At 70.9% G+C, this 22,095-nt stretch carries 15 protein-coding genes and 1 tRNA gene; 12 read left to right on the forward strand and 4 right to left on the reverse strand.

Going from position 1 to position 22,095, the window contains the following annotated elements:
• Window positions 1-393 precede the first annotated feature (393 nt).
• Both B7C62_06645 and B7C62_06650 read left to right on the forward strand, forming a co-directional pair.
• A complete protein-coding gene (locus B7C62_06645) occupies window positions 394-1,224 on the forward strand; it encodes an SAM-dependent methyltransferase (GenBank protein ID ARF71978.1) in 831 nt (276 codons plus the stop codon).
• Between the two features lie 38 nt (window positions 1,225-1,262).
• The gene (locus B7C62_06650) at window positions 1,263-3,818 is read left to right on the forward strand and encodes an ATP-dependent helicase HrpB (GenBank protein ARF71979.1); all 2,556 of its coding nucleotides are present in this window, start codon (window positions 1,263-1,265) and stop codon (window positions 3,816-3,818) included.
• Here B7C62_06650 and B7C62_06655 read toward each other — a convergent pair.
• Window positions 3,805-4,770, reverse strand: coding sequence for a hypothetical protein (locus B7C62_06655; protein ARF71980.1), 966 nt, complete (start codon window positions 4,768-4,770; stop codon window positions 3,805-3,807). The two genes, B7C62_06650 and B7C62_06655, sit on opposite strands and share 14 nt — an antisense overlap.
• Before the next feature lie 414 nt (window positions 4,771-5,184).
• The gene (locus B7C62_06660) at window positions 5,185-6,924 is read right to left on the reverse strand and encodes a lytic transglycosylase (GenBank protein ID ARF71981.1); all 1,740 of its coding nucleotides are present in this window, start codon (window positions 6,922-6,924) and stop codon (window positions 5,185-5,187) included.
• A gap of 212 nt (window positions 6,925-7,136) precedes the next feature.
• On the opposite strand from B7C62_06660, the gene B7C62_06665 reads away from it, so the two are divergent.
• A complete protein-coding gene (locus B7C62_06665; GenBank protein ARF71982.1) occupies window positions 7,137-8,009 on the forward strand; it encodes a hypothetical protein in 873 nt (290 codons plus the stop codon).
• A 58-nt stretch (window positions 8,010-8,067) separates the two neighbouring features.
• Here the strand turns inward: B7C62_06665 and B7C62_06670 are convergent, their stop codons facing one another.
• A complete protein-coding gene (locus B7C62_06670; GenBank protein ARF71983.1) occupies window positions 8,068-10,779 on the reverse strand; it encodes a DNA polymerase I in 2,712 nt (903 codons plus the stop codon).
• A 168-nt stretch (window positions 10,780-10,947) separates the two neighbouring features.
• On the opposite strand from B7C62_06670, the gene B7C62_06675 reads away from it, so the two are divergent.
• The 7 genes from B7C62_06675 (at window position 10,948) to B7C62_06705 (ending at window position 20,287) form a co-directional block, all read left to right on the forward strand.
• Window positions 10,948-13,266: a hypothetical protein gene (locus tag B7C62_06675; protein ID ARF71984.1), complete on the forward strand. Its 2,319-nt coding sequence runs from the start codon at window positions 10,948-10,950 to the stop codon at window positions 13,264-13,266.
• Between the two features lie 89 nt (window positions 13,267-13,355).
• A complete protein-coding gene (locus B7C62_06680; protein ARF71985.1) occupies window positions 13,356-13,826 on the forward strand; it encodes a thioesterase in 471 nt (156 codons plus the stop codon).
• Window positions 13,827-14,481: 655 nt separating this feature from the next.
• Window positions 14,482-15,714, forward strand: coding sequence for a branched chain amino acid ABC transporter substrate-binding protein (locus tag B7C62_06685; protein ARF71986.1), 1,233 nt, complete (start codon window positions 14,482-14,484; stop codon window positions 15,712-15,714).
• Window positions 15,715-15,808: 94 nt separating this feature from the next.
• Complete coding sequence (locus B7C62_06690; protein ID ARF71987.1) at window positions 15,809-16,738, forward strand: branched-chain amino acid ABC transporter permease; 930 nt, start codon at window positions 15,809-15,811, stop codon at window positions 16,736-16,738.
• 5 nt (window positions 16,739-16,743) lie between these two features.
• The gene (locus B7C62_06695) at window positions 16,744-18,573 is read left to right on the forward strand and encodes a branched-chain amino acid ABC transporter permease (protein ARF77022.1); all 1,830 of its coding nucleotides are present in this window, start codon (window positions 16,744-16,746) and stop codon (window positions 18,571-18,573) included.
• A 2-nt stretch (window positions 18,574-18,575) separates the two neighbouring features.
• Window positions 18,576-19,574, forward strand: coding sequence for an ABC transporter ATP-binding protein (locus B7C62_06700; protein ARF71988.1), 999 nt, complete (start codon window positions 18,576-18,578; stop codon window positions 19,572-19,574).
• On the forward strand, window positions 19,571-20,287 hold the full coding sequence (locus tag B7C62_06705) for an ABC transporter ATP-binding protein (protein ID ARF71989.1): 717 nt from the start codon (window positions 19,571-19,573) through the stop codon (window positions 20,285-20,287). Before B7C62_06700 ends, B7C62_06705 begins: the two co-directional genes overlap by 4 nt.
• Before the next feature lie 87 nt (window positions 20,288-20,374).
• On the opposite strand, the gene B7C62_06710 is transcribed toward B7C62_06705, so the two are convergent.
• Window positions 20,375-21,031, reverse strand: a complete 657-nt coding sequence (locus tag B7C62_06710; protein ARF71990.1) for a response regulator — start codon at window positions 21,029-21,031, stop codon at window positions 20,375-20,377.
• Window positions 21,032-21,129: 98 nt separating this feature from the next.
• Here B7C62_06710 and B7C62_06715 point away from each other — a divergent pair.
• Both B7C62_06715 and B7C62_06720 read left to right on the forward strand, forming a co-directional pair.
• Window positions 21,130-21,204, forward strand: a tRNA-Leu gene (locus B7C62_06715).
• 108 nt (window positions 21,205-21,312) lie between these two features.
• Complete coding sequence (locus tag B7C62_06720) at window positions 21,313-22,089, forward strand: transcriptional regulator (GenBank protein ARF71991.1); 777 nt, start codon at window positions 21,313-21,315, stop codon at window positions 22,087-22,089.
• Window positions 22,090-22,095 lie beyond the last annotated feature (6 nt).

The raw sequence follows: 22,095 nt of genomic DNA on the forward strand, positions 1-22,095 counted from the left end.
CTACGCCGAAAGCCCGTATCGCCTCTGCAGAAGCCGGACAGCCTGGAAAGCGCGCAATCCGTTTCCGGAGAGACGCCTCGACAACCGAGGGGACATGCAACAGACGCGAGCGCGGCCTGCTAGGTCTGAGGCGCGCAGGCTCGCAGCGCAACTTGTAGCATACGGGGGCAGCCGGACAGGGTCAATGCGCGCAGGCGCGAACCGAGGGGCACCACGGCCCCGTACCGGCCCTGTACCGGAGCAACTCCTGTTCTCCGAGGCGTGTTCGGGCCGATCGACCCGTACACAATACGGCAGTGCGGCAAGGCGTCGCGCACACGCGTCTCTCTCCCGGTACCACCTCTGGTCCGTACCGCGTGCGGCGAGTGAAGGCAAACTACAACGACGGGCACGATGAGCCAAGAGATCCACGGGACCTACACAGAGGAACCCGACGAACCCGAAGCGACCCGGCGGGTGGCGGACGAGGCCGAGAGCAGCCGGGCCAGCCGGGGGTGGTGGGACCGCAACGCCGACGAATACCAGAGCGATCACGGCTCCTTCCTCGGGGACGACCGCTTCGTCTGGGGCCCGGAAGGGCTGGACGAGGCCGAGGCCGGCCTCCTGGGGCCCGCCGCTTCCCTCAAGGGCCTCGACGTCCTGGAGATCGGCGCCGGGGCCGCCCAGTGCTCGCGCTGGCTGGCCGGGCAGGGCGCCCGCCCGGTGGCGCTCGACCTCTCCCACCGCCAGCTCCAGCACGCCCTGCGCATCGGCGGGGACCTCCCGCTGGTGGAGGCGGACGCGGGCCGGCTCCCCTTCCGGGACGGCTCCTTCGACCTGGCCTGTTCCGCGTACGGGGCGGTGCCCTTCGTCGCCGACCCCGTCCAGGTCTTCCGCGAGGTCCACCGCGTGCTGCGGCCCGGCGGGCGCTGGGTCTTCTCCGTGACGCACCCGATCCGCTGGGCGTTCCCCGACGAACCGGGACCCGAGGGCCTCTCCGTCGCCGCCTCCTACTTCGACCGCGTCCCCTACGTCGAGCAGGACGAGGACGGCAACGCGGTCTATGTGGAACACCACCGCACGCTCGGTGACCGGGTGCGGGACGTGGTGGCGGGCGGGTTCCGGCTGGTCGACCTCGTCGAACCGGAATGGCCGGAATGGAACAACCAGGAGTGGGGAGGCTGGTCCCCGCTGCGGGGCAACCTGATCCCGGGCACGGCGATCTTCGTGTGCGAGCGGGACTGACGTCTCTCCGAGGAACGACCGCGTACGACACTGGGACCGTGATCCGCACCGAAGCCCTGGACCGCCTCCCCGTCCGCACCGCCGTCCCCGCCCTCCGGCGCGCGCTCGACGAGCGGGGCGTCGCCGTCCTGTGCGCCCCGCCCGGCACCGGCAAGACGACCCTCGTGCCGCTGGTCCTGGCCGGGCTGACCGGGGACGGACCGGTGCGCCGGGTCGTGGTCGCCGAGCCGCGCCGGATCGCCGCGCGGGCGGCGGCGCGGCGGATGGCCTGGCTGCTCGGGGAGCGGCCCGGCGGCCGGGTCGGCTTCACCGTGCGCGGCGAGCGCGTGGTGGGCCCGGACACCGTGGTGGAGGTCGTGACCACCGGGGTGCTGCTCCAGCGGCTCCAGCGCGACCAGGAGCTGGCCGGGGTGGACGCGGTGATCATCGACGAGTGCCACGAACGCCATCTGGACGCGGACACGGTGGCCGCCTTCCTCCTGGACGTACGGGAGGCGATCCGGCCCGATCTGCGGCTGGTGGCGGCATCGGCGACGACGGACGCGGAGGGGTGGGCGCGGCTGCTGGGCGACGCCCCGGTGGTCGAGGCCGAGGGGGTCTCGTACCCGGTGGAGGTGGTCTGGGCGCCGCCCGCGCGGCCGGTGAAGCCTCCGCACGGGATGCGGGTCGATCCGGCGCTGCTGACGCATGTGGCCGCCACCGTGCGCCGGGCGCTCGCGGAGCGGGACGGGGACGTGCTCTGCTTCCTGCCGGGTGTCGGGGAGATCGCGCGGGTGGCCGGGCAGCTGGCCGGGGTGGACGCGGAGGTGCTCCAGGTGCACGGGCGCGCCCCGGCCGCCGTGCAGGACGCGGTGCTGGCCGGGTCGTCCGGCGTACGGCGGGTGGTGCTGGCGACCTCGGTGGCGGAGTCGTCGCTGACGGTTCCCGGTGTGCGGGTCGTCGTCGACTCGGGGCTGGCCCGGGAGCCCCGTACCGACCATGCCCGGGGGCTGAGCGCCCTGACCACCGTACGGGCCTCGCGGGCGGCCGGTCGGCAGCGTGCGGGGCGGGCCGGGCGGGAGGCGGCCGGGGCGGTGTACCGGTGCTGGGAGCAGGCCGAGGACGGGCGGCTCGCGCGCTTCCCCTCCCCCGAGATCAAGGTGGCCGACCTCGCCGCGTTCGCGCTCCAGGCGGCGTGCTGGGGCGATCCGGAGGCTTCCTCGCTGGCCCTGCTGGACCCGCCGCCCGCCGGGGCGATGGCCGCCGCCCGCGAGGTGCTGGGCGCGATCGGGGCGGTCGACGGGACGGGCCGGGTCACGGAACGCGGCGTACGGATGTCCCGGCTCGGGCTGCACCCCCGGCTGGCGCGTGCGCTGCTGGACGGGGCGGCGGAGGTCGGGGCGCGGCGGGCCGCCGAGGTGGTGGCGCTGCTGAGCGAGGAGCCGCCGAGGGAGTACGGGGACGATCTCGCGGCGGCGCTGCGGACCGCCCGCCGGGGCCAGGACGGGTACGCGGGGCGCTGGAAGCAGGAGGTGCGGCGGCTGTCGAACCAGGTGGACGGCGCGGGGTCCGGATCTGGCTCCGGGTCCGGGTCCGGGTCCGGGTCCGGGTCCGGGTCCGGGTCCGGCGGACATCGTTCCGATGACGCCGTCGTCGGGCTCGTCGCCGCCCTGGCCTTCCCCGAGCGGGTGGCGCGGGCCCGGGGCGAGGGGGCGTTCCTCATGGTGTCGGGGACGGGCGCGGAGCTGCGGGAGGGGTCGCGGCTGCGCAGCGCGCCCTGGCTGGCCGTCGCGGTCGCGGACCGGCCCGCCCACGCGGCCTCGGCGCGCGTACGGCTGGCGGCGGTGGTCGACGAGGGGACCGCGCTCCTGGCCGCCGGGCAGCTGCGGGTGCGGGGCGAGGAGGTCCGCTGGGCGGACGGTGACATGGTGGCCCGGTCGGTGGACCGGGTGGGGGCGGTGGAGCTGGCGGTACGGCCGCTGAAGCAGCCCGGTCCGGAGCTGGTGCGCGGCGCCCTGGTGGAGGGGCTGGAGCGGGAAGGGCTCGGGCTGCTGCGGTGGAGCCGGGACAGTGAGCAGTTGCGGCTGCGGCTGGCGTTCCTGCACCGGGTGGCGGGGGCGCCCTGGCCGGACGTGTCGGACGCGGCGCTCCTCGCGAACCCGGGTGCGTGGCTGGAGCCGGAGCTGTCGCGGGCCCGCCGCCGGGCGGACCTGGGGCGGATCGACGCGGGGCAGGCGCTGCGCCGGCTGCTGCCGTGGGCGACGGGCGAGGCGGTACGGCTGGACGAGCTGGCGCCGGAGCGGATCGAGGTGCCGAGCGGCTCCCGTATCCGTATCGAGTACGGCGGCGAGCAGCCCGTACTGGCGGTGAAGCTCCAGGAGTTGTTCGGGCTGGCCGAGACGCCCCGGGTGGCGGGGGTGCCGGTCCTGGTGCACCTGCTCTCTCCCGCCGGGCGGCCCGCGGCCGTGACGGCGGACCTGGCGTCGTTCTGGCGGGACGGCTACAAGGCCGTACGGGCGGAGCTGCGCGGCCGGTACCCGAAGCATCCGTGGCCGGAGGACCCCGCGACCGTACCGGCGACGCGGTACACCTCCGCGCGCCTCAAGCGGTCGTAGCACCGTCGGGCCGCCGCGAGCGCGCCTCCAGCCACAGCGCGAGCGCGAGCAGTCCGATGCCCAGGCCGAGGAAGCCCCAGGGCAGGTACGAGGTGAGGAGGAGGACCAGGACGCGCTGGGACTTCACCAGCTCGACGGTGTCGGCGATGTAGTCCTCGCGCATCTTCACATGGCCGTCGAACGCGGTGACGGTGTCCTCGGACATGCCCATCTTCCTGGCGTCGCGCAGCTCCTCGGTGTGGATCTCCTCGCCGTTGACCGGGGCTCCGGTCACGGGTTCGACCCAGAACATGCGCTTGGTGGTGTACCAGCGGGTCATGCCGGTCTGCGCGATCTGCTCGGCGGTGACGCCTTCGATGGGCATCTTCTTCGGCATCGGGACCTTCGTCCACGGGATGGTCTGCTCGAAGTAGTAGACCTCCAGGCCCCGGAAGGTGCGGGTGCCCTTGTAGTGGATGGGGGCGGTCGTACGGGTCTGGGCGTCGAAGTACGCGTAGTCCCGTTTCTCGGTGAGGAAGGGCCACTTGAACTCGATGCCCTCGCGGCGGACGGGGTCGCCGTCGACCATCTCACCCGTGGCGTTGACGGGGGCCTGGGTGTGGGCGTCGAAGATGTAGCGCTCGGGGATGGCGGAGACCATTTTCCCGTCGGGGCCCTCGATGTAGGAGAGCGCGTCCCAGACGACGACGTCCCGCCCGGCGCTGCGTTCGATCTTCTCGGACTCCTCCACATTGCCCTTGAGCGTCTGGACGATGGTGACCTTCTCGACCTCCTTCGCCTGGAGGGTCGTGTAGTCGAGGAGGGTGGCGGGCTTCGCCTCCAGGACGACTTCCTGGTACTGGTTCGGCGGGACCTTGGCCAGGCGGGGGAAGGCGTACCAGCGCAGCAGCGGCGACAGGGCGGCGAAGAACACGGCGAGGGCCAGGAGTACGAGACCGGCTCGGCGGCGCATGGGGTGACCTCTTCCTCCGGGTGTTACCTCTTGGGCCCGGGGACCGTGGTGAGCAGGGGCTTCGGCGAGGTCTCACCGGTCGGGGAGCCGACGGCGGAGATGGCGGACACGAGCGCGAGGGCGGCGGCCAGTCCGATGGCGGCGGCGATGAGGGCACGCATGCCCGACCTCCCGGGACGGTGGTCCGAGAACGGCTGACGGTTACCTGACGGTTCGTCAGGGTGGGGCACCGTAGCAACCGGGGCGCGAGATGAGAACAGCCGGGAGCGACCCGGGCGCCCGGGGAAAACCTCGGGAGCGACCCGGGCGCCGCGGGAACAGCCGGGACGGGAACAACGGGGACAGCCGGGCCGAGAACGACGGGGACAGCCCCCGCGCCGGGTGGGCGCGGGGGCTGTCGGGAGAGCGGGTGGGTCAGCCCTCGGGGGTCTCCGTCTCCTCGGCCGCTTCGACGGTGAGCTCGATGACGGCCGTGGCGCCGCCCTCGGTGGTGAGGAGCAGCTGGTACGTGCCCGGGTTCGCGTCGGCGAAGAGGGCCGGGAGCCGGAGCAGCCCGTCGGCGTCCGTCGTGAGGGCCAGGGTGCGCAGCGGCTTGCCCGCGGCGTCCTTGAAGTACGGGCCCTTGTCGTTCTCGGCGGGCCGGTCGGCGTCCGCGACCAGGGTGGCGGTGACGGCCACCCCGGCGGCGGCAGCGCCCTTGTACGTGGCCTTGAGGGTGACGGCCTCCGCGAACTGCTGCTCCGGCGCGGCGACGAGCGCCTTGCCGTCGGTCCGTACGATCGCGTCGGCCTGGCGGGCGGTGACGCTCGCCGCGTAGGTCAGGGTGCGCGGCCTGCCGGTTCCGGCGGTGGCGGTCACGGTGAACTCGCCGGCCTTCTCGCCCGCGTGGAGCGCGGGCGCGGTGGCGGTGCCGTCGGCCCGGCTGACCACCATGACCGTCTTCTTGCCGCCCTCGAAGGCCGTGCCGGTGGTCCCGGTGACGGTGAAGGTGACCGCCACCTTGGCCATCGGGGCGCCGAGGGCGTTCCTGGCACGCACGGAGACCCGCTCGTCGAACGTCCCGCCCGCGGGGGCGGTGAGGGGGCCGGTGCCCGCGTTCTCCAGGGAGGCGAAGGTCTCGGCCGGGGACGGGGTCGGCTTCGGGGGCTTCGGCGTGGGAGGCGGCGTCGGCGTGGGGGACGGGGGCGGTGTGGGCGTGGGGCTGGTGGAGCCGTCGCCGGGCTCGGTGGGGCTCGGGCTCGGCTTGGTGGTGCCGGGCTTCGAGGGGGACGGCGTCGGGCTCGGCGTACCGGCCGGGGTGGGGGTGGGGCTCGGCGTGGGAGTGCTGGGCGCGGTGGGGAGGACTCCGCTGCCGTCGGGCACCTCGTGCGTGCCGCGCTGGTAGTACGCGAACCAGGACCGGACCGTACGCAGGTACTCCGTCGACTGGTTGTAGCTCAGCACCGCCCGGTCGAGATCGGCGGCGACGGCGAGGTTCCGGCCGCCCGCGCAGAGGTAGCGCCCGGCGGCGAGCGCCGCGTCGTAGATGTTGTTGGGGTCCTTGCGGCCGTCACCGTTCGCGTCCTGGCCCCAGATCGCCCAGGTCGACGGGATGAACTGCATCGGGCCGACCGCGCGGTCGTGGACGGCGTCGCCGTCGTACGCCCCGCCGTCGGTGTCCTTGATCAGCGCGAAGCCCTGGCCGTTGAGGGCCGGGCCGAGGATCGGGGTGGGGGTGGTGCCGTTCGCGTCGACCTGGCCGCCGCGGGCCTGGCCCGACTCGACCTTGCCGATCGCCGCGAGGAGCTGCCAGGGCAGCCGACAGGCCGGGTCGGTGGTCGCGACGGACCGCTCGGCCTGCTTGTACGCGGCCAGGACCGTCGCCGGAATGCCCGCTTCCGCGGTGCCGGTGGCGACCGGGAGGTTACTGGACGAACCGGGCCTGTCGGGCGTGACGAGCGGCGGAAGGTCCGTGTAGTACGGGGAGTTGCCGGTGGCCGCACCGCCATCGGAGCCGCCCGCCTCACCGCCGGCCGTCTGCTGGTCCCCGCCCGCCGATCCCTCGGCCAGTGGAGCCGCGGGCGCCTGGGAAGCCGCCAGCGCCGCCACGGCGGCCGCCGCCACCGCGGTGGTCGTGGCTCCCTTGCGCAGACGTCGGCGAATGTGCGCTGCCATACGTTCCGGTCCCTCCCCCTCGACGGCTGCTCGCGCTCCCCAGCACGAGGACTCCAGCGACCCTACGGCAACTTGTGACGCCCGGGCACCGCACCCTGACCGCTTCTTACTGTTTTTTCACGTTCCCGTAGGCACGTTGTCGGCATGTTGTCCGGGAGGGCAGCCGAGGGTGCCCCGGCGTGCGGTGGGCGGGTTCCCGCATACTTGCCGCCATGCCGTTCACGCTCAGCCATGCCGCCGCCGTGCTCCCGGCGATCCGCCGCGACGGGAGCGCCCGTGCGGGACTGATCCCCTCCGCGCTAGTCGCCGGTTCGTTCGCCCCCGACATCACCTACTTCGTGGACTCGGTGCTCCCCGGGGCGATGAGGTTCGGCGGCTTCACCCACACCTTCCTCGGCGTGGTCACCGTGAACGTGCTGATCGCCGCCGGGCTCGTGGCGGTCTGGGCGGCGCTGCGCGAACCGCTGGTGGCGCTGCTGCCGGTACGGGTCCGGGGCCGCGTCCACTCCTATGTACGGGGGCAGCGGTGGACCCGGGAGACCTTCGGGCCGACCGGTCTGCTCCGGTTCGCGGGGTGCGCCGCACTCGGCGCGGCCACGCATGTGGTGTGGGACGCGTTCACCCACCACAGCCGGTGGGGGACGGAGTTGCTGCCGTTCCTGAACCGGAGCGTCGGCGGTTTCCCGCTCTACCAGTTCGCGCAGTACGGCAGCTCGGCGGTGGCGCTCGTGGTGCTCGGCTGGTTCGTCGTCACCGGGCTGCGGCGGACGGCCGCGGTGCCGGTGCCGGAAGCGCTCCCGGAGCTCGGCCGGGGCGAACGGCGGGGCGCGCTCGGCCTGCTGGCCCTGTGCGTGCTGCTCGGCGCCGTCCACCGGTGCGTGCGCTGGTACGCCCACTTCGGCCAGGCGGAGAACCTGCTCGATCTGATCCCGACCGCCTGCTTCGGCGCGGGCGCCGGGCTGGCGGCGGGGCTGCTGCTGTACGGGGTGTGGATGCGGCTGCCGCGCCGACGCCTCCCGGAGGACCCGGAGCAGGCGCCCATGGCGGAGGGGTCCCGCGCGGAGGCGTCCGCGGGCCGGAAGTAGCCGCACGGGGAAGGGCCCGGAACCATGGCGCGGTTCCGGGCCCCTCGTGTCCGTGGCCTCAGTGCGCGGCCGACTCCCAGTCCTTGCCCACGCCGACCGAGACGTCCAGCGGGGCGCGCAGCTCGACCGCGCCCGCCATCTCGTGGCGCAGGATCTCCTCGACCTGCTTCCGCTCCCCCTTCGCGATCTCCAGCACGATTTCGTCGTGGACCTGGAGCAGCATCCGTGAGGTCAGCTCCGCCTCGCGCAGCGCCTTGTCGACCCGCAGCATGGCCACCTTCACGATGTCGGCGGCGGTGCCCTGGATCGGGGCGTTGAGCGCCATGCGCTCGGCGGCCTCGCGGCGCTGGCGGTTGTCGCTGTTCAGGTCGGGGAGATAGCGGCGGCGGCCGAGGATCGTCTCCGTGTACCCCGTGGCCCTGGCCTCCTCGACGACCCGGTGGAGATAGTCCCGTACGCCGCCGAACCGCTCGAAGTAGGTGTCCATCAGCACCCGCGCCTCGGCCGGGTCGATGTTCAGCTGCTGGGAGAGGCCGAACGCGGAGAGACCGTAGGCAAGGCCGTAGGACATGGCCTTGATCTTGCGGCGCATCTCCGGGTCGACGGCGCTCTTGTCGACGCCGAAGACCTGCGAGGCGACCGTGGTGTGCAGGTCCTCGCCGGAGGCGAACGCCTCGATGAGACCGGCGTCCTCGGAGAGGTGCGCCATGACCCGCAGCTCGATCTGGCTGTAGTCCGCCGTCATGAGCGTCTCGAAGCCCTCGCCGACGACGAAGCCCCGGCGGATCGCCCGCCCCTCGTCCGTGCGGACGGGGATGTTCTGGAGGTTGGGGTCGGTGGAGGAGAGCCGGCCGGTCGCCGCGACCGTCTGGTTGAACGTGGTGTGGATACGGCCGTCGGCGGCGATCGTCTTGATCAGGCCCTCGACGGTGACCCGCAGCTTCGCCTGCTCGCGGTGGCGCAGCATCAGGACCGGCAGCTCGTGCTCGGTCTGCGCGGCCAGCCACGCCAGCGCGTCCGCGTCCGTCGTGTACCCCGTCTTGGTCTTCTTCGTCTTCGGCAGGCCCAGCTCGCCGAAGAGGATCTCCTGGAGCTGCTTGGGCGAACCGAGGTTGAACTCCCGGCCGACCGCCGCGTGCGCCTCCTTCACCGCCTGCTGCACGGTCCCGGCGAACTGCTGCTCCATGGACTCCAGATGCGCCCGGTCGGCGGCGATGCCGTGCCGCTCCAGGCGGGCCAGGAGGATCGAGGTCGGCAGCTCCATGTCGTACAGCAGCCCGGTGGCGTTGACCTCCTCCAGGCGGGTCGTGAACGCCTCGCCCAGGTCCAGCACCGCACGGGCCTGCGCCATCAGGGCGTCCTGCTCGGCCCGGTCGTCCGCGCCGAAGGCCAGCTGCCCGTCGGAGGAGGCGGCCGGGGCCAGCTCACGGCCCAGATACTCCACGGCCAGCGCGTCCAGGGCGAACGAGCGGCGGCCCGGCTTCACCAGATACGCGGCCAGCGCGGTGTCCATGGTGACGCCTTCGAGCTGCCAGCCGTGCTCGGGGAAGACCCGCATCACGTTCTTCGCGTTGTGCAGGACCTTGGGGCGGGCCGGGTCCGCGACCCAGGCGGCGAACGCCTTCTCGTCGGCCTCGTCGAGCTGGGTCGGGTCCAGCCAGGCGGCGGCCCCGTCGGCGGCGGCGAGCGCGACCTCGGTGACCGTACCGGCGCCCAGGGACCAGGTGTCGACCGTCATCACGCCGAGCGGCTGCGCGCCGTGCGCCTCCAGCCACGGGCCGACCTCGCCCGAGCCGAGCACCGCCCCGTCCAGCTCGATCCCGGCGGCGGGCGCGGGCGGCTCGGCCTCCGCCGCACCCGGGTCGACGGCGAGGAGCCGCTCGCGCAGGCTCGGGTTGCGGATCTCCAGTATGTCCAGGATGCCCGTGACCGCCGAGCGGTCGTACGGGGCGCGCTCCAGCTCGGCCGGGGACTTCGGCAGCTCCACGTCCCGGACCATCTCGGTCAGGACCCGGTTCATCTTCACCGCGTCCAGGTGGTCCCTCAGGTTCTGCCCGGCCACGCCCTTGACCTCGTCGGCCCGCGCGATCAGCTCGTCGAACGAACCGAACTGGTTGATCCACTTCGCGGCCGTCTTCTCCCCGACCTTGGGGATGCTCGGGAGGTTGTCCGACGGGTCGCCGCGCAGGGCCGCGAAGTCCGGATACTGCCGGGGGGTCAGCCCGTACTTCTCGAAGACCTTCTCCGGGGTGAACCGGGTCAGCTCGGAGACCCCCTTGGTGGGGTACAGCACGGTCACGTTCTCCGTGATCAGCTGGAAGGAGTCCCGGTCGCCCGTGACGATCAGCACCTCGAACCCGGCCGCCTCGGCCTGGGTCGCCAGCGTCGCGATGACGTCGTCCGCCTCGAACCCGTCCACCGCGAACCGGTCCGCGTGCATCGCGTCCAGCAGCTCGCCGATCAGCTCGACCTGCCCCTTGAACTCGTCGGGGGTCTTGGAGCGGTTCGCCTTGTACTCCGGGAACTCCTGCGCACGCCAGGTCTTGCGGGACACGTCGAACGCCACCGCGAAGTGCGTGGGCGCCTCATCACGCAGGGTGTTCGCCAGCATCGACATGAAGCCGTACACGGCGTTCGTCGGCTGCCCCACCGCCGTCGTGAAATTCTCCGCGGGCAGGGCGAAGAACGCCCGGTACGCCAGGGAGTGCCCGTCCATGAGGAGCAGGCGCGGTCGGTTGTCTGCCGTCTTCTTCGATGCCGTCTCAGCCACGTCCCCGATCCTGCCACGGCCCACTGACAATCCGGACCGGCACCGGCCGGAAAGCCCCCCACGCGCCGTGCCGCGACGGCCCGGCCGGGTGCGATGTCAGTGAGCCGTGACAGGATCGATACCGAGGCAGAACGCCCGCGGAAGCAGCGCTCGAAGGGGAGCAGCATCATGGCCAGCAAGCCGCCCACCGGTGACCCGGTCCAGGACGCCCCGCAGGTCGGGCCCGCCCCGCACGCCGCCGCCGGGCTGCCCGCCGTCGCCCACTCCCTGCGCATCGCCCAGCAGCAGATGGGCGTGCGCCGCACCGCGCAGACCCTCCTCAAGGTCAACCAGAAGGACGGCTTCGACTGCCCCGGCTGCGCCTGGCCCGAGGGCGAGAAGCGGCACACCGCCGAATTCTGCGAGAACGGGGCGAAGGCCGTCGCCGAAGAGGCGACACTGCGCCGCGTCACCCCCGGCTTCTTCGCCGCCCACCCCGTCGCCGACCTCGCCGGGCGCAGCGGGTACTGGCTGGGCCAGCAGGGCCGGATCACCCAGCCGGTATACCTCTCCGAGGGCGCCGACCGGTACGAGGCGATCACCTGGGAACGCGCCTTCGCGATCATCGCCGAGGAGCTGACCGCACTCGGCTCGCCCGACGAGGCCCTCTTCTACACCTCGGGCCGCACGAGCAACGAGGCCGCGTTCCTCCTCCAGCTCTTCGCCCGCGAGTTCGGCACCAACAACCTCCCCGACTGCTCCAACATGTGCCACGAGTCGTCCGGCTCGGCGCTCAACGAGACGATCGGCATCGGCAAGGGCAGCGTCTCCCTGGAGGACATCCACCAGGCCGACCTGATCATCGTCGCCGGACAGAACCCCGGCACCAACCACCCCCGGATGCTCTCCGCCCTGGAGAAGGCCAAGACCTCCGGAGCGAGGATCATCTCGGTGAACCCGCTGCCCGAAGCGGGCATGGAGCGGTTCAAGAACCCCCAGACCCCGCACGGCATGCTCAAGGGCACAGCACTCAACGACCTCTTCCTCCAGATCCGCATCGGCGGCGACCAGGCCCTCTTCCGCCTCCTCAACAAGCTGATCCTCGCCACCGAGGGCGCCGTCGACACCGCCTTCGTCACCGAACACACCCACGGTTACGAAGCGTTCGCCAAGGCCGCCGAAGACGCCGACTGGGACGAGACCCTGAAGGCCACCGGCCTCACCCGCGCCGAGATCGAACAGGCCCTCGCCCTGGTCCTCGCCTCAAAGCGCACCATCGTCTGCTGGGCCATGGGCCTCACCCAGCACAAGCACTCCGTTCCCACGATCCGCGAAGTCGTCAACTTCCTCCTCCTGCGCGGAAACATCGGCCGCCCCGGCGCCGGGGTCTGCCCCGTGCGCGGCCACTCCAACGTCCAGGGCGACCGCACCATGGGCATCTTCGAACGGCCCGCACCGGCCTTCCTCGACGCCCTCGACAAGGAGTTCGGCATCACCTCGCCCCGCCACCACGGCTACGACGTGGTGCGCTCCATCCAGGCCCTGCGCGACGGCGAGGCCAAGGTCTTCTTCGCCATGGGCGGCAACTTCGTCGCCGCCACCCCCGACACCGCCGTCACCGAGGCCGCCATGCGCCGCGCCCGCCTCACCGTCCACGTGTCGACCAAGCTCAACCGCTCCCACGCCGTCACCGGCACCCGCGCGCTGATCCTGCCGACCCTCGGCCGCACCGACAAGGACGTCCAGGCGAGCGGAAAACAGTTCGTCACCGTCGAGGACTCCATGGGCATGGTCCACGCCTCCCGCGGCAACCTCACCCCCGCGAGCCCCCACCTGCTCTCCGAGCCGGCCATCGTCGCCCGCCTCGCCCGCGCGGTCCTCGGCGCCGATTCCCGTACGCCGTGGGAGGAGTTCGAGCGGGACTACGCCGCCATCCGCGACCGCATCGCCCGCGTCGTCCCCGGCTTCGAGGACTTCAACACCCGTATCGCCCGCCCCGGCGGCTTCACCCTCCCCCACGCCCCCCGCGACGAACGCCGCTTCCCCACCGCCACCGGCCGAGCCAACTTCACCGCCGCCCCCGTCGAGTTCCCCGAACTCCCCGAAGGCCGCCTCCTGTTGCAGACCCTGCGCTCCCACGACCAGTACAACACCACCATCTACGGCCTGGACGACCGCTACCGGGGCATCAGGAACGGCCGCCGCATCGTCATGGTCAACCCCGAGGACGCGGAAACCCTCGGCCTCCCCGACGGCTCCTACACCGACCTCGTCAGCGAGTGGAAGGACGGCGTCGAGCGCCGCGCGGAGGGCTTCCGCGTCGTCCACTACCCCACCGCCCGGGGCTGCGCCGCCGCCTACTACCCGGAGACCAACGTCCTGGTCCCGCTCGGCTCCACCGCCGACACCAGCAACACCCCGGCCAGCAAGTCCGTCGTCGTCCGGTTCGAGACCCCCCGGGCCGACGGGAGCCCCCGGGCCACGGAGACCCCTGGGGCCGCCGACTGAAAACCGCCACTCCCTAAGCGTTTGCTCAGCCGTCTGATAAGAACAGTGCAGACAGCAATGAACCAGCGCAGACGATCGGAGCCGGACCCATGGGCGAGCACACCGCACCCCTCTTCCCCCAGGAAGTCATCGACGAGTACGCGGCCCTCGGCGTCGACCTCCCCGCCCTCTTCTCCGCCGGCCACCTCGGCGAGCGCATGGGCGTGACCATCGTCGAGGCCGCCGCCGACCGCGTCGTCGGCACCATGCCCGTCGAGGGCAACACCCAGCCCTACGGCCTCCTGCACGGCGGCGCCTCCGCCGTCCTCGCCGAGACCCTCGGCTCCGTCGGCTCCATGCTCCACGGCGGCGCGGGCAAGATCGCCGTCGGCGTCGACCTGAACTGCACCCACCACCGGGGCGCCCGCAGCGGCCTCGTCACCGGCGTCGCCACCCCCGTGCACCGGGGCCGCTCGACCGCCACGTACGAGATCGTCATCACCGACGAACAGGACAAGCGGGTCTGCACCGCCCGCCTCACCTGCCTCCTCCGCGACGCCCCCCGCCCCGACGCCGGCTGACACCCGCAACCCCCGGCGGCACCCCGCGTCACCCCCGTACCACCCCGTAAAGACCCCCCACCACCCCCGCACCACCACCCCTGCCCGGCCGGAATCGCACCGCGCATTCCGGCCGGGCAGCGTCATATCCCCACCAAACCCAAGGTCGTTGATCGGCACACTCGGTCAACACCCTTGACGCCGAGCGACGTTCCGTGAGCCACTCAGCAGCCACATTGGCCTCAGCGAACCCGAACGCACCCTCACCGTTGTAACACTCCGTAACAACCACGAAATGCGAAAACCAGCCGCCCACCCCGGCCCGAGGCCCCCGGGGCACTCCGGCGCGCCCGACGCCGCCCCCACCCCGCGTCAGCACCATGATCACCCCAAGCCCCTTAGCAGAGCTGCGCGTTCTCAGCATGTGGTCACTCCGCACTCCGTGCCAAAGCCACCCATCTACGCCCAGGAACCTCAAGCCTTGCTCAAGGGCATAACAAGAGAGTCACATCCGTCGCCGACCCATCCCGGACGCCCCCAGCTGCGCTTAGAGTCACCGCCAGTCACCGCGCCGCCGGGCGTGTCTGCTGCACGGCCCCCTGTACCACCCCAGTACGGCCCGGCGATCGACACGGCACCTCATGCAGAGGAGGCCGCGCCAGGGAAAGGACCCATCGTGCGACACCGTTCTTTGCTCATACTCACCGCCGTGCTCACCACAGGAGCACTCACCCTCACCGCCTGCGGTTCGCGCGACGACAGCAACAACAGCAGCGGCGACAGCGGCACCACCACCGTCGTCATCGGCCTCGACGCCCCGCTCACCGGCGACCTCTCCGCCCTCGGCCTCGGCATCAAGAACTCCGCCGACCTCGCCGTCAAGCAGGCCAACGAGAAGAAGTACGTCGAAGGCGTCACCTTCAAGATCCAGGCCCTCGACGACCAGGCCCAGCCGTCCTCCGGCCAGCAGAACGCCAGCAAGCTCGTCGCCAACAAGGACGTCCTCGGCGTCGTCGGCCCCCTGAACTCCTCCGTCGGCGAATCCATGCAGAAGGTCCTCGCCGACGCCAAGCTCGTCCAGGTCTCCCCCGCCAACACCTCGCCCTCCCTCACCCAGGGCCAGAAGTGGAACGAGGGCACCAAGGAGCGCCCCTTCGCCTCCTACTTCCGCACCTCCACCACCGACGCGGTCCAGGGCCCCTTCGCGGCGCAGTACCTCTTCAACGACGCCAAGAAGAAGAACGTCTTCGTCATCGACGACAAGAAGACCTACGGCGCCGGCCTCGCCGGCACCTTCAAGGCCGAGTTCCAGAAGCTCGGCGGCAAGATCGCCGGCACCCAGCACATCGACCCCGAGACCAAGGACTTCTCCTCGGTCGCCACCCAGGTCAAGAGCTCCGGCGCCGACGTCGTCTACTACGGCGGCGAGTACCCCGCGGCCGGCCCGCTCAGCAAGCAGATCAAGAAGGCCGGAGCCAAGATCCCCGTCGTCGGCGGCGACGGCATCTACAGCGGCGAGTACATCAAGCTCTCCGGCGCCGAAGGCGTCGGCGACCTCGCCACCTCCGTCGGCGCACCGATCGACACCCTGCCGTCCGCCAAGGAGTTCGTCGCGAACTACGAGAAGGCCGGCTACAAGGAGCCCTTCGAGGCGTACGGCGGCTACTCCTACGACGCCGCCTGGTCGATCATCGAGGCCGTGAAGGCGGTCGTCGAGGGCAACGACGGCAAGCTCCCGAGCGACGCCCGCGCCCAGGTCGCCGAGGCCGTCGGCAAGGTCGACTTCGAGGGCGTCACCGGCAAGGTCTCCTTCGACGAGTTCGGCGACACCACCAACAAGCAGCTCACTGTCTACGAGTACAAGGACGGCGACTGGGTGGCGGTCAAGTCCGGCGAACTCACCAGCTGACCCACCAGCCCGACCCACCACCGGCAGCGCGGGGCACCGCACACCAGGCGCCCCGCGCTGCGCTATATCCGGCGAAAGACACGGAGGACCCGCGGTGAACGAACTGCCGCAACAGCTGGTCAACGGCCTGCTACTCGGATCGATGTACGGGCTCGTCGCCATTGGCTACACGATGGTCTACGGCATTGTCCAGCTCATCAACTTCGCCCACGGCGAGATCTTCATGACCGGTGGCTTCGGGGCCCTCACGGTCTGGCTCATACTCCCCAGCGGCACCGGCGTGCTGCTCGCACTCCCCCTCATGCTCATCGGCGCGATCATCGTCGCCACCACCATCGCCATCGGGGCGGAACGATTCGCCTACCGGCCGCTCCGCGGCGGCCCACGCCTGGCACCCCTCATCACCGCCATCGGCCTCTCGCTCGCACTCCAGCAAGCCGTATGGGCCTGGTACCCCGGCGCCAAGTCCGCCCGCACCTTCCCCGAGATCCCCGGCGGCCCCTTCGAGCTCGGACCCGTCACCATCCAGACCGGTGACGTCTTCCTCCTCATCGCCGCCCCCGTCTCCATGGGCATCCTCGGCTACTTCGTCATGAAGACCCGCACCGGCCGCGGCATGCAGGCCACCGCCCAGGACCCCGACACCGCCAAGCTCATGGGCATCAACACCGACCGCATCATCGTGGTCGCCTTCGCCCTCGGCGCCACCTTCGCCGCCATCGGAGCCGTCGCCTACGGCCTCAAGTACGGCGAAGTCCAGTTCCGCATGGGCTTCCTCCTCGGCCTCAAAGCCTTCACCGCAGCCGTCCTCGGCGGCATCGGCAACATCTACGGCGCCATGATCGGCGGCCTCACCCTCGGCGTCGCCGAAACCATGGCCGCCGCCTACGTCTCCGAAATCCCCGGCCTCGAACAGCTCGGCGGCCAGTCCTGGGCCAACGCCTGGGCCTTCGTACTCCTCATCCTCGTGCTCCTCTTCCGGCCCCAAGGCATCATGGGCGAGCGCGTCACGGACAGGGCGTGAGCACCATGACCACCACACAGACCACCACCAAGGTCACCGCACCCGCACCGGCCGAACCCGCCACCAGCGGCATCCTCGCCCTCCCCCCGCACATCGCACGGGCGACCGCCACCGCAGGCGGCGCGCTCACCGTCATATCCGCCTTCCTCGCCTGGACCTGGACCTCCGCCTTCCCCGGCGACCTCACGGTCTACGGCTACCCCGGCGGCCTCCAGTGGCTCGTCCTCGTCAGCGGCGCCCTCCTCGCCCTCTTCGGCCTCTCCTCCTACGGGATCAAGGGCCTCACCTGGCTCACCCCCCAGGGCGCCGACCCCGCGATCCGGCTCGCCGCCTACGCCGCCCTCGCCACCGCCTGGTTCTCCATGGGCGCCATCGCCACCACCCTCGGCGGCGTCGTCAACCTCGAACCCGGCGCCTACGTCGCCCTCGCCGGCACCCTCATCGGCTGGATCGGCGCCCGCTCCCTCCCCTACGAGCGGCCCGAAACCACCCCCGCCGACCCCGAGGACACCGGCTTCGGCCAGTTCAAGCACAACCTCGGCAACCGCTGGGAGACCTACAAGGGCGCCTTCGCCACCGGCACCGCCGCCCCTGCCAAGACCCTCCCCTCGTACATCGAGATCCTCATCGTCGCCGTCGTCCTCGCCCTCGGCCTGGTCGTCTTCACCTACGGCATCACCACCGAGTACGACGAACTCTTCATCGGCTTCCTCATCACCGCGGGCTTCGGCTTCGCGGCGATCCAGAAAGCCGGCCTCATCCAGCGCGTCTCCGCCCTCACGGCACGCCACCGCAACGTAACCCTCGTCGGCGCCTTCGCCGCCGCCGCGGCCTTCCCGTTCACCCAGTCCGACGACCAGTACGCGACCATCGGCGTCAACATCCTGATCTTCGCCACCGTCGCCCTCGGCCTCAACATCGTCGTCGGCCTCGCCGGACTCCTCGACCTCGGCTACGTCGCCTTCCTCGGCGTCGGCGCCTACGCCGCGGCCCTCGTCTCCGGCTCCCCCACCTCGCCCTTCGGCATCCACCTGCCCTTCTGGCAGGCGATCCTCGTCGGCGCCGTCGCCTCCATGATCTTCGGCGTCCTCATCGGCGCCCCCACCCTGCGACTGCGCGGCGACTACCTCGCCATCGTCACCCTCGGCTTCGGAGAGATCTTCCGCATCGCCGTCCTCAACCTCGACGGCACCTCCGGACCCGACGTCACCAACGGCTCCAACGGCATCTCCTCGATCCCGAACCTCAACCTGTTCGGCTTCGACTTCGGCGCCACCCACACCATCGCCGGATTCACCATCGGCCGCTTCGCCAACTACTTCTTCCTCATGCTGCTGGTCACCCTCATCGTGGTCGTGGTCTTCCGCCGCAGCGCGGAATCCCGCATCGGCCGAGCCTGGGTCGCCATCCGCGAGGACGAGACCGCCGCCGAAGCCATGGGCATCAACGGTTTCCGCACCAAGCTCATCGCCTTCGCCCTCGGCGCCACCCTCGCCGGCCTCGCCGGAGCCGTACAGGCACACGTCACCTACACCGTGACCCCCGAGCAGTACCAGTTCGCCCACGCCGTCCCGCCCAACTCGGCCTTCCTCCTCGCGGCGGTCGTCCTCGGCGGCATGGGCACCATCAGCGGACCCCTCGTCGGCGGCGCCCTCCTCTTCCTCATCCCGGCCAAGCTCCAGTTCATGAGCGACTACCAGCTCTTCGCCTTCGGGCTCGCCCTGGTCCTCCTCATGCGCTTCCGCCCCGAGGGCCTCATCGCCAACCGCCGCCAGCAACTCGAGTTCCACGAGAAGGACGAAGCGCCCGCCACCCTCACCAAGGCAGGGGCCTGACGATGACCACCGACACCACCACCGCCGAGACGACAGCCGTCACCACCGGCGAAACCGTCCTCGACGCCCGCGGCGTCACGATGCGATTCGGCGGCCTCACCGCCGTCCGCTCCGTCGACCTCACCGTCAACTCCGGAGAGATCGTCGGACTCATCGGCCCCAACGGCGCCGGCAAAACCACCTTCTTCAACTGCCTCACCGGCCTCTACGTCCCCACCGAGGGCGAAGTCCGCTACAAGGGCACCGTCCTCCCGCCCAAGTCCTTCAAGGTCACCGCGGCAGGCATCGCCCGCACCTTCCAGAACATCCGCCTCTTCTCCAACATGACCGTCCTGGAGAACGTCCTCGTCGGACGCCACACCCGCACCCGGGAAGGGCTCTGGTCCGCCCTCCTCCGCGGCCCCGGCTTCCACCGCGCCGAAGCCGAATCCAAGGCCCGCGCCATGGAACTGCTGGAGTTCATCGGCCTCGACCACAAGGCCGAACACCTCTCCCGCAACCTCCCCTACGGCGAACAGCGCAAGCTCGAGATCGCCCGCGCACTCGCCAGCGAGCCCGGCCTCCTCCTGCTCGACGAGCCCACCGCGGGCATGAACCCGCAGGAGACCCGCGCGGCCGAAGAACTCATCTTCGCCATCCGCGACAAGGGCATCGCCATCCTCGTCATCGAGCACGACATGCGGTTCATCTTCAACCTCTGCGACCGCGTCGCCTGCCTCGTCCAGGGCGAGAAGCTCGTCGAAGGCACCGCCGCCGAGGTCCAGGGCGACGAACGCGTCGTCGCCGCCTACCTCGGCGAACCCTTCGAAGGCGACCCGGGCGCCGCCGAAGTCGCCGAAGTCGAAGCCGCCGAGGCCCACGCCGCCGCGGCATCGGAAATCACCGAGGCCACCGACCCGGCACCCACCGCCCCGGAGCCCACCGCCCCGGAGACGGAGGCCACGCCCGAAGCCGCCCCCAAGGCAACCGGCGAGAGCACCAGCAAGGAGAACGACCGATGACCGCACTACTCGAAGTCGAGGACCTGCGCGTCGCCTACGGCAAGATCGAGGCCGTCAAGGGAATCTCGTTCAAGGTCGAGGAAGGCGAAGTCGTCACCCTCATCGGCACCAACGGCGCCGGCAAGACGACAACGCTGCGCACCCTCTCCGGACTGATCAAGCCGCTCGCCGGCCAGATCAAGTTCAACGGCAAGTCCCTCCGCAAGATCCCGGCCCACCAGGTCGTCTCGCTCGGACTCGCCCACTCCCCCGAGGGCCGCCACATCTTCCCCCGCATGTCCATCGAGGACAACCTGCGCCTCGGCGCCTTCCTCCGCAAGGACAGCGACGGGATCGCCAAGGACATCCAGCGCGCCTACGACCTCTTCCCCATCCTGGGAGAGCGCCGCAAGCAGGCCGCCGGAACCCTGTCCGGCGGCGAGCAGCAGATGCTCGCCATGGGCCGGGCACTGATGTCCCAGCCGAAGCTGCTCATGCTCGACGAGCCCTCCATGGGCCTCTCCCCGATCATGATGCAGAAGATCATGGCGACCATCACCGAACTGCGCGAGCAGGGCACCACCATCCTGCTCGTCGAGCAGAACGCCCAGGCGGCGCTCTCGCTCGCCAACCACGCGCACGTGATGGAGGTCGGCAGCATCGTCCTCTCCGGCACCGGAGAGAACCTGCTGCACGACGACTCGGTCCGCAAGGCGTACCTCGGCGAGGACTGAGGTCCCCTCCCGTACGCGAAGAGGCCCACACCCGGTTCACCCCGGGTGCGGGCCTCTTTCCTTTACGCGTACGTCGGCGGTACGGGGCTACTCGGCCGCCTTCTTCTTCTCCTCGGCGTCCGCGATCAGCGCCTCCGCCAGCTGCTGCATCGACATCCGGCGGTCCATCGACGTCTTCTGAATCCACCGGAACGCGGCCGGCTCGGAGAGCCCGTAATCCGTCTGAAGAATGCTCTTCGCCCGGTCCACCAGCTTCCGGGTCTCCAGCCGCTGCGACAGGTCCGCGATCTCGCTCTCCAGCGCCTTCAGCTCCGCGAACCGGGAGACGGCCATCTCGATGGCCGGCACCACGTCGCTCTTGCTGAACGGCTTCACCAGGTACGCCATCGCCCCGGCGTCCCGGGCCCGCTCGACGAGGTCGCGCTGCGAGAAGGCGGTGAGCATGAGGACGGGCGCGATGGACTCCTCGGCGATCTTCTCGGCGGCGGAGATCCCGTCGAGGACCGGCATCTTCACGTCCAGGATGACGAGGTCCGGCTTGTGCTCCCGGGCCAGCTCGACGGCCTGCTGCCCGTCGCCCGCCTCCCCGACGACGGAGTAGCCCTCCTCCTCCAGCATCTCCTTGAGGTCGAGGCGGATGAGGGCCTCGTCCTCGGCGATGACGACGCGGGTCGTCAGCGGCGGGACGTGCGACTTGTCGTCGTCGACGGCGTCTACGGGCTGGGGCGACTCGGGGGTGGTCACGGGGCTCCTCGGTAAGGACAGGGATGCAGCTCCCAAGAGCCTACCTAGCTCCTGTAAGGTAGTGACGCGCAGGGCAGCAATAGCCCTTCCTTTCTAAGGCCCCAGTACTCCAACTGGTTAGAGAGGCCGCTCTCAAACAGCGGACAGTGTGGGTTCGAATCCCACCTGGGGCACTTTTCCTTGGATTCCAAGGCGCGGGGCGAATAGCCGAAGTTCACTTGATCTGAGTATGGCGGCCCATTTCACTCCGGCCCGCTGCCCACGCGACAAGACTCGTCCGTATGTACGACGTGAAAACGCGCGAGCGGGCCCTGGCGCTCGTCTCACAAGGGCGCAGCCTCAACTCCGTCAGCAAGCAGACCGGCATATCGCGCGCCGCGATCCGTTCCTGGCAGACACGCCTGGAACCGCTCGACCGCAACCGGGGCGCTCCCTGCCCGAGGTGCGCCGACGTCCCCACGGCGATCGAGAACCCCTCCTCGTACGCGTACCTGCTGGGGCTCTACCTCGGAGACGGCTGCATCAGTGCGGCGAAACGAGGTGTGTACTCGTTACGCATCGCGTGCGCCGACGCATGGCCGGGGCTCATCGACGCCTGCGCCGAGGCTGTGAGCATCGCGCGGCCGCACAACAAGGTGTGCCGGGTGGCCAGTGTCGGCTGCCAGTACGTCACCAGTTTCAGCAAGCACTGGCCATGCCTTTTCCCTCAGCACGGCCCCGGCAAGAAGCACGACCGCCGGATCGCTCTCGAACCCTGGCAGCAGGAGATCGTCGACGCCCACCCCTGGGAATTCATCCGCGGTCTTATCCACTCCGACGGCTGTCGCATCATCAACTGGGCCACGCGCATGGTCCGTGGCGAACGCAAGCGCTACGAATACCCCCGGTACTTCTTCACCAACAAGTCCGACGACATCCGCAAGCTCTTCAGCGACGCCCTCACCGCCGTAGGTGTCGAATGGACGACTCTCGCACGCGGCAGCAAGCCGCTCAACATCTCCGTAGCCCGACGGGCATCCGTCGCCCTCATGGATGCGCACGTCGGGCCGAAATACTGAGCCGCC

Source organism: Kitasatospora albolonga (assembly GCA_002082585.1).
GTDB lineage: Bacteria > Actinomycetota > Actinomycetes > Streptomycetales > Streptomycetaceae > Streptomyces > Streptomyces stephensoniae.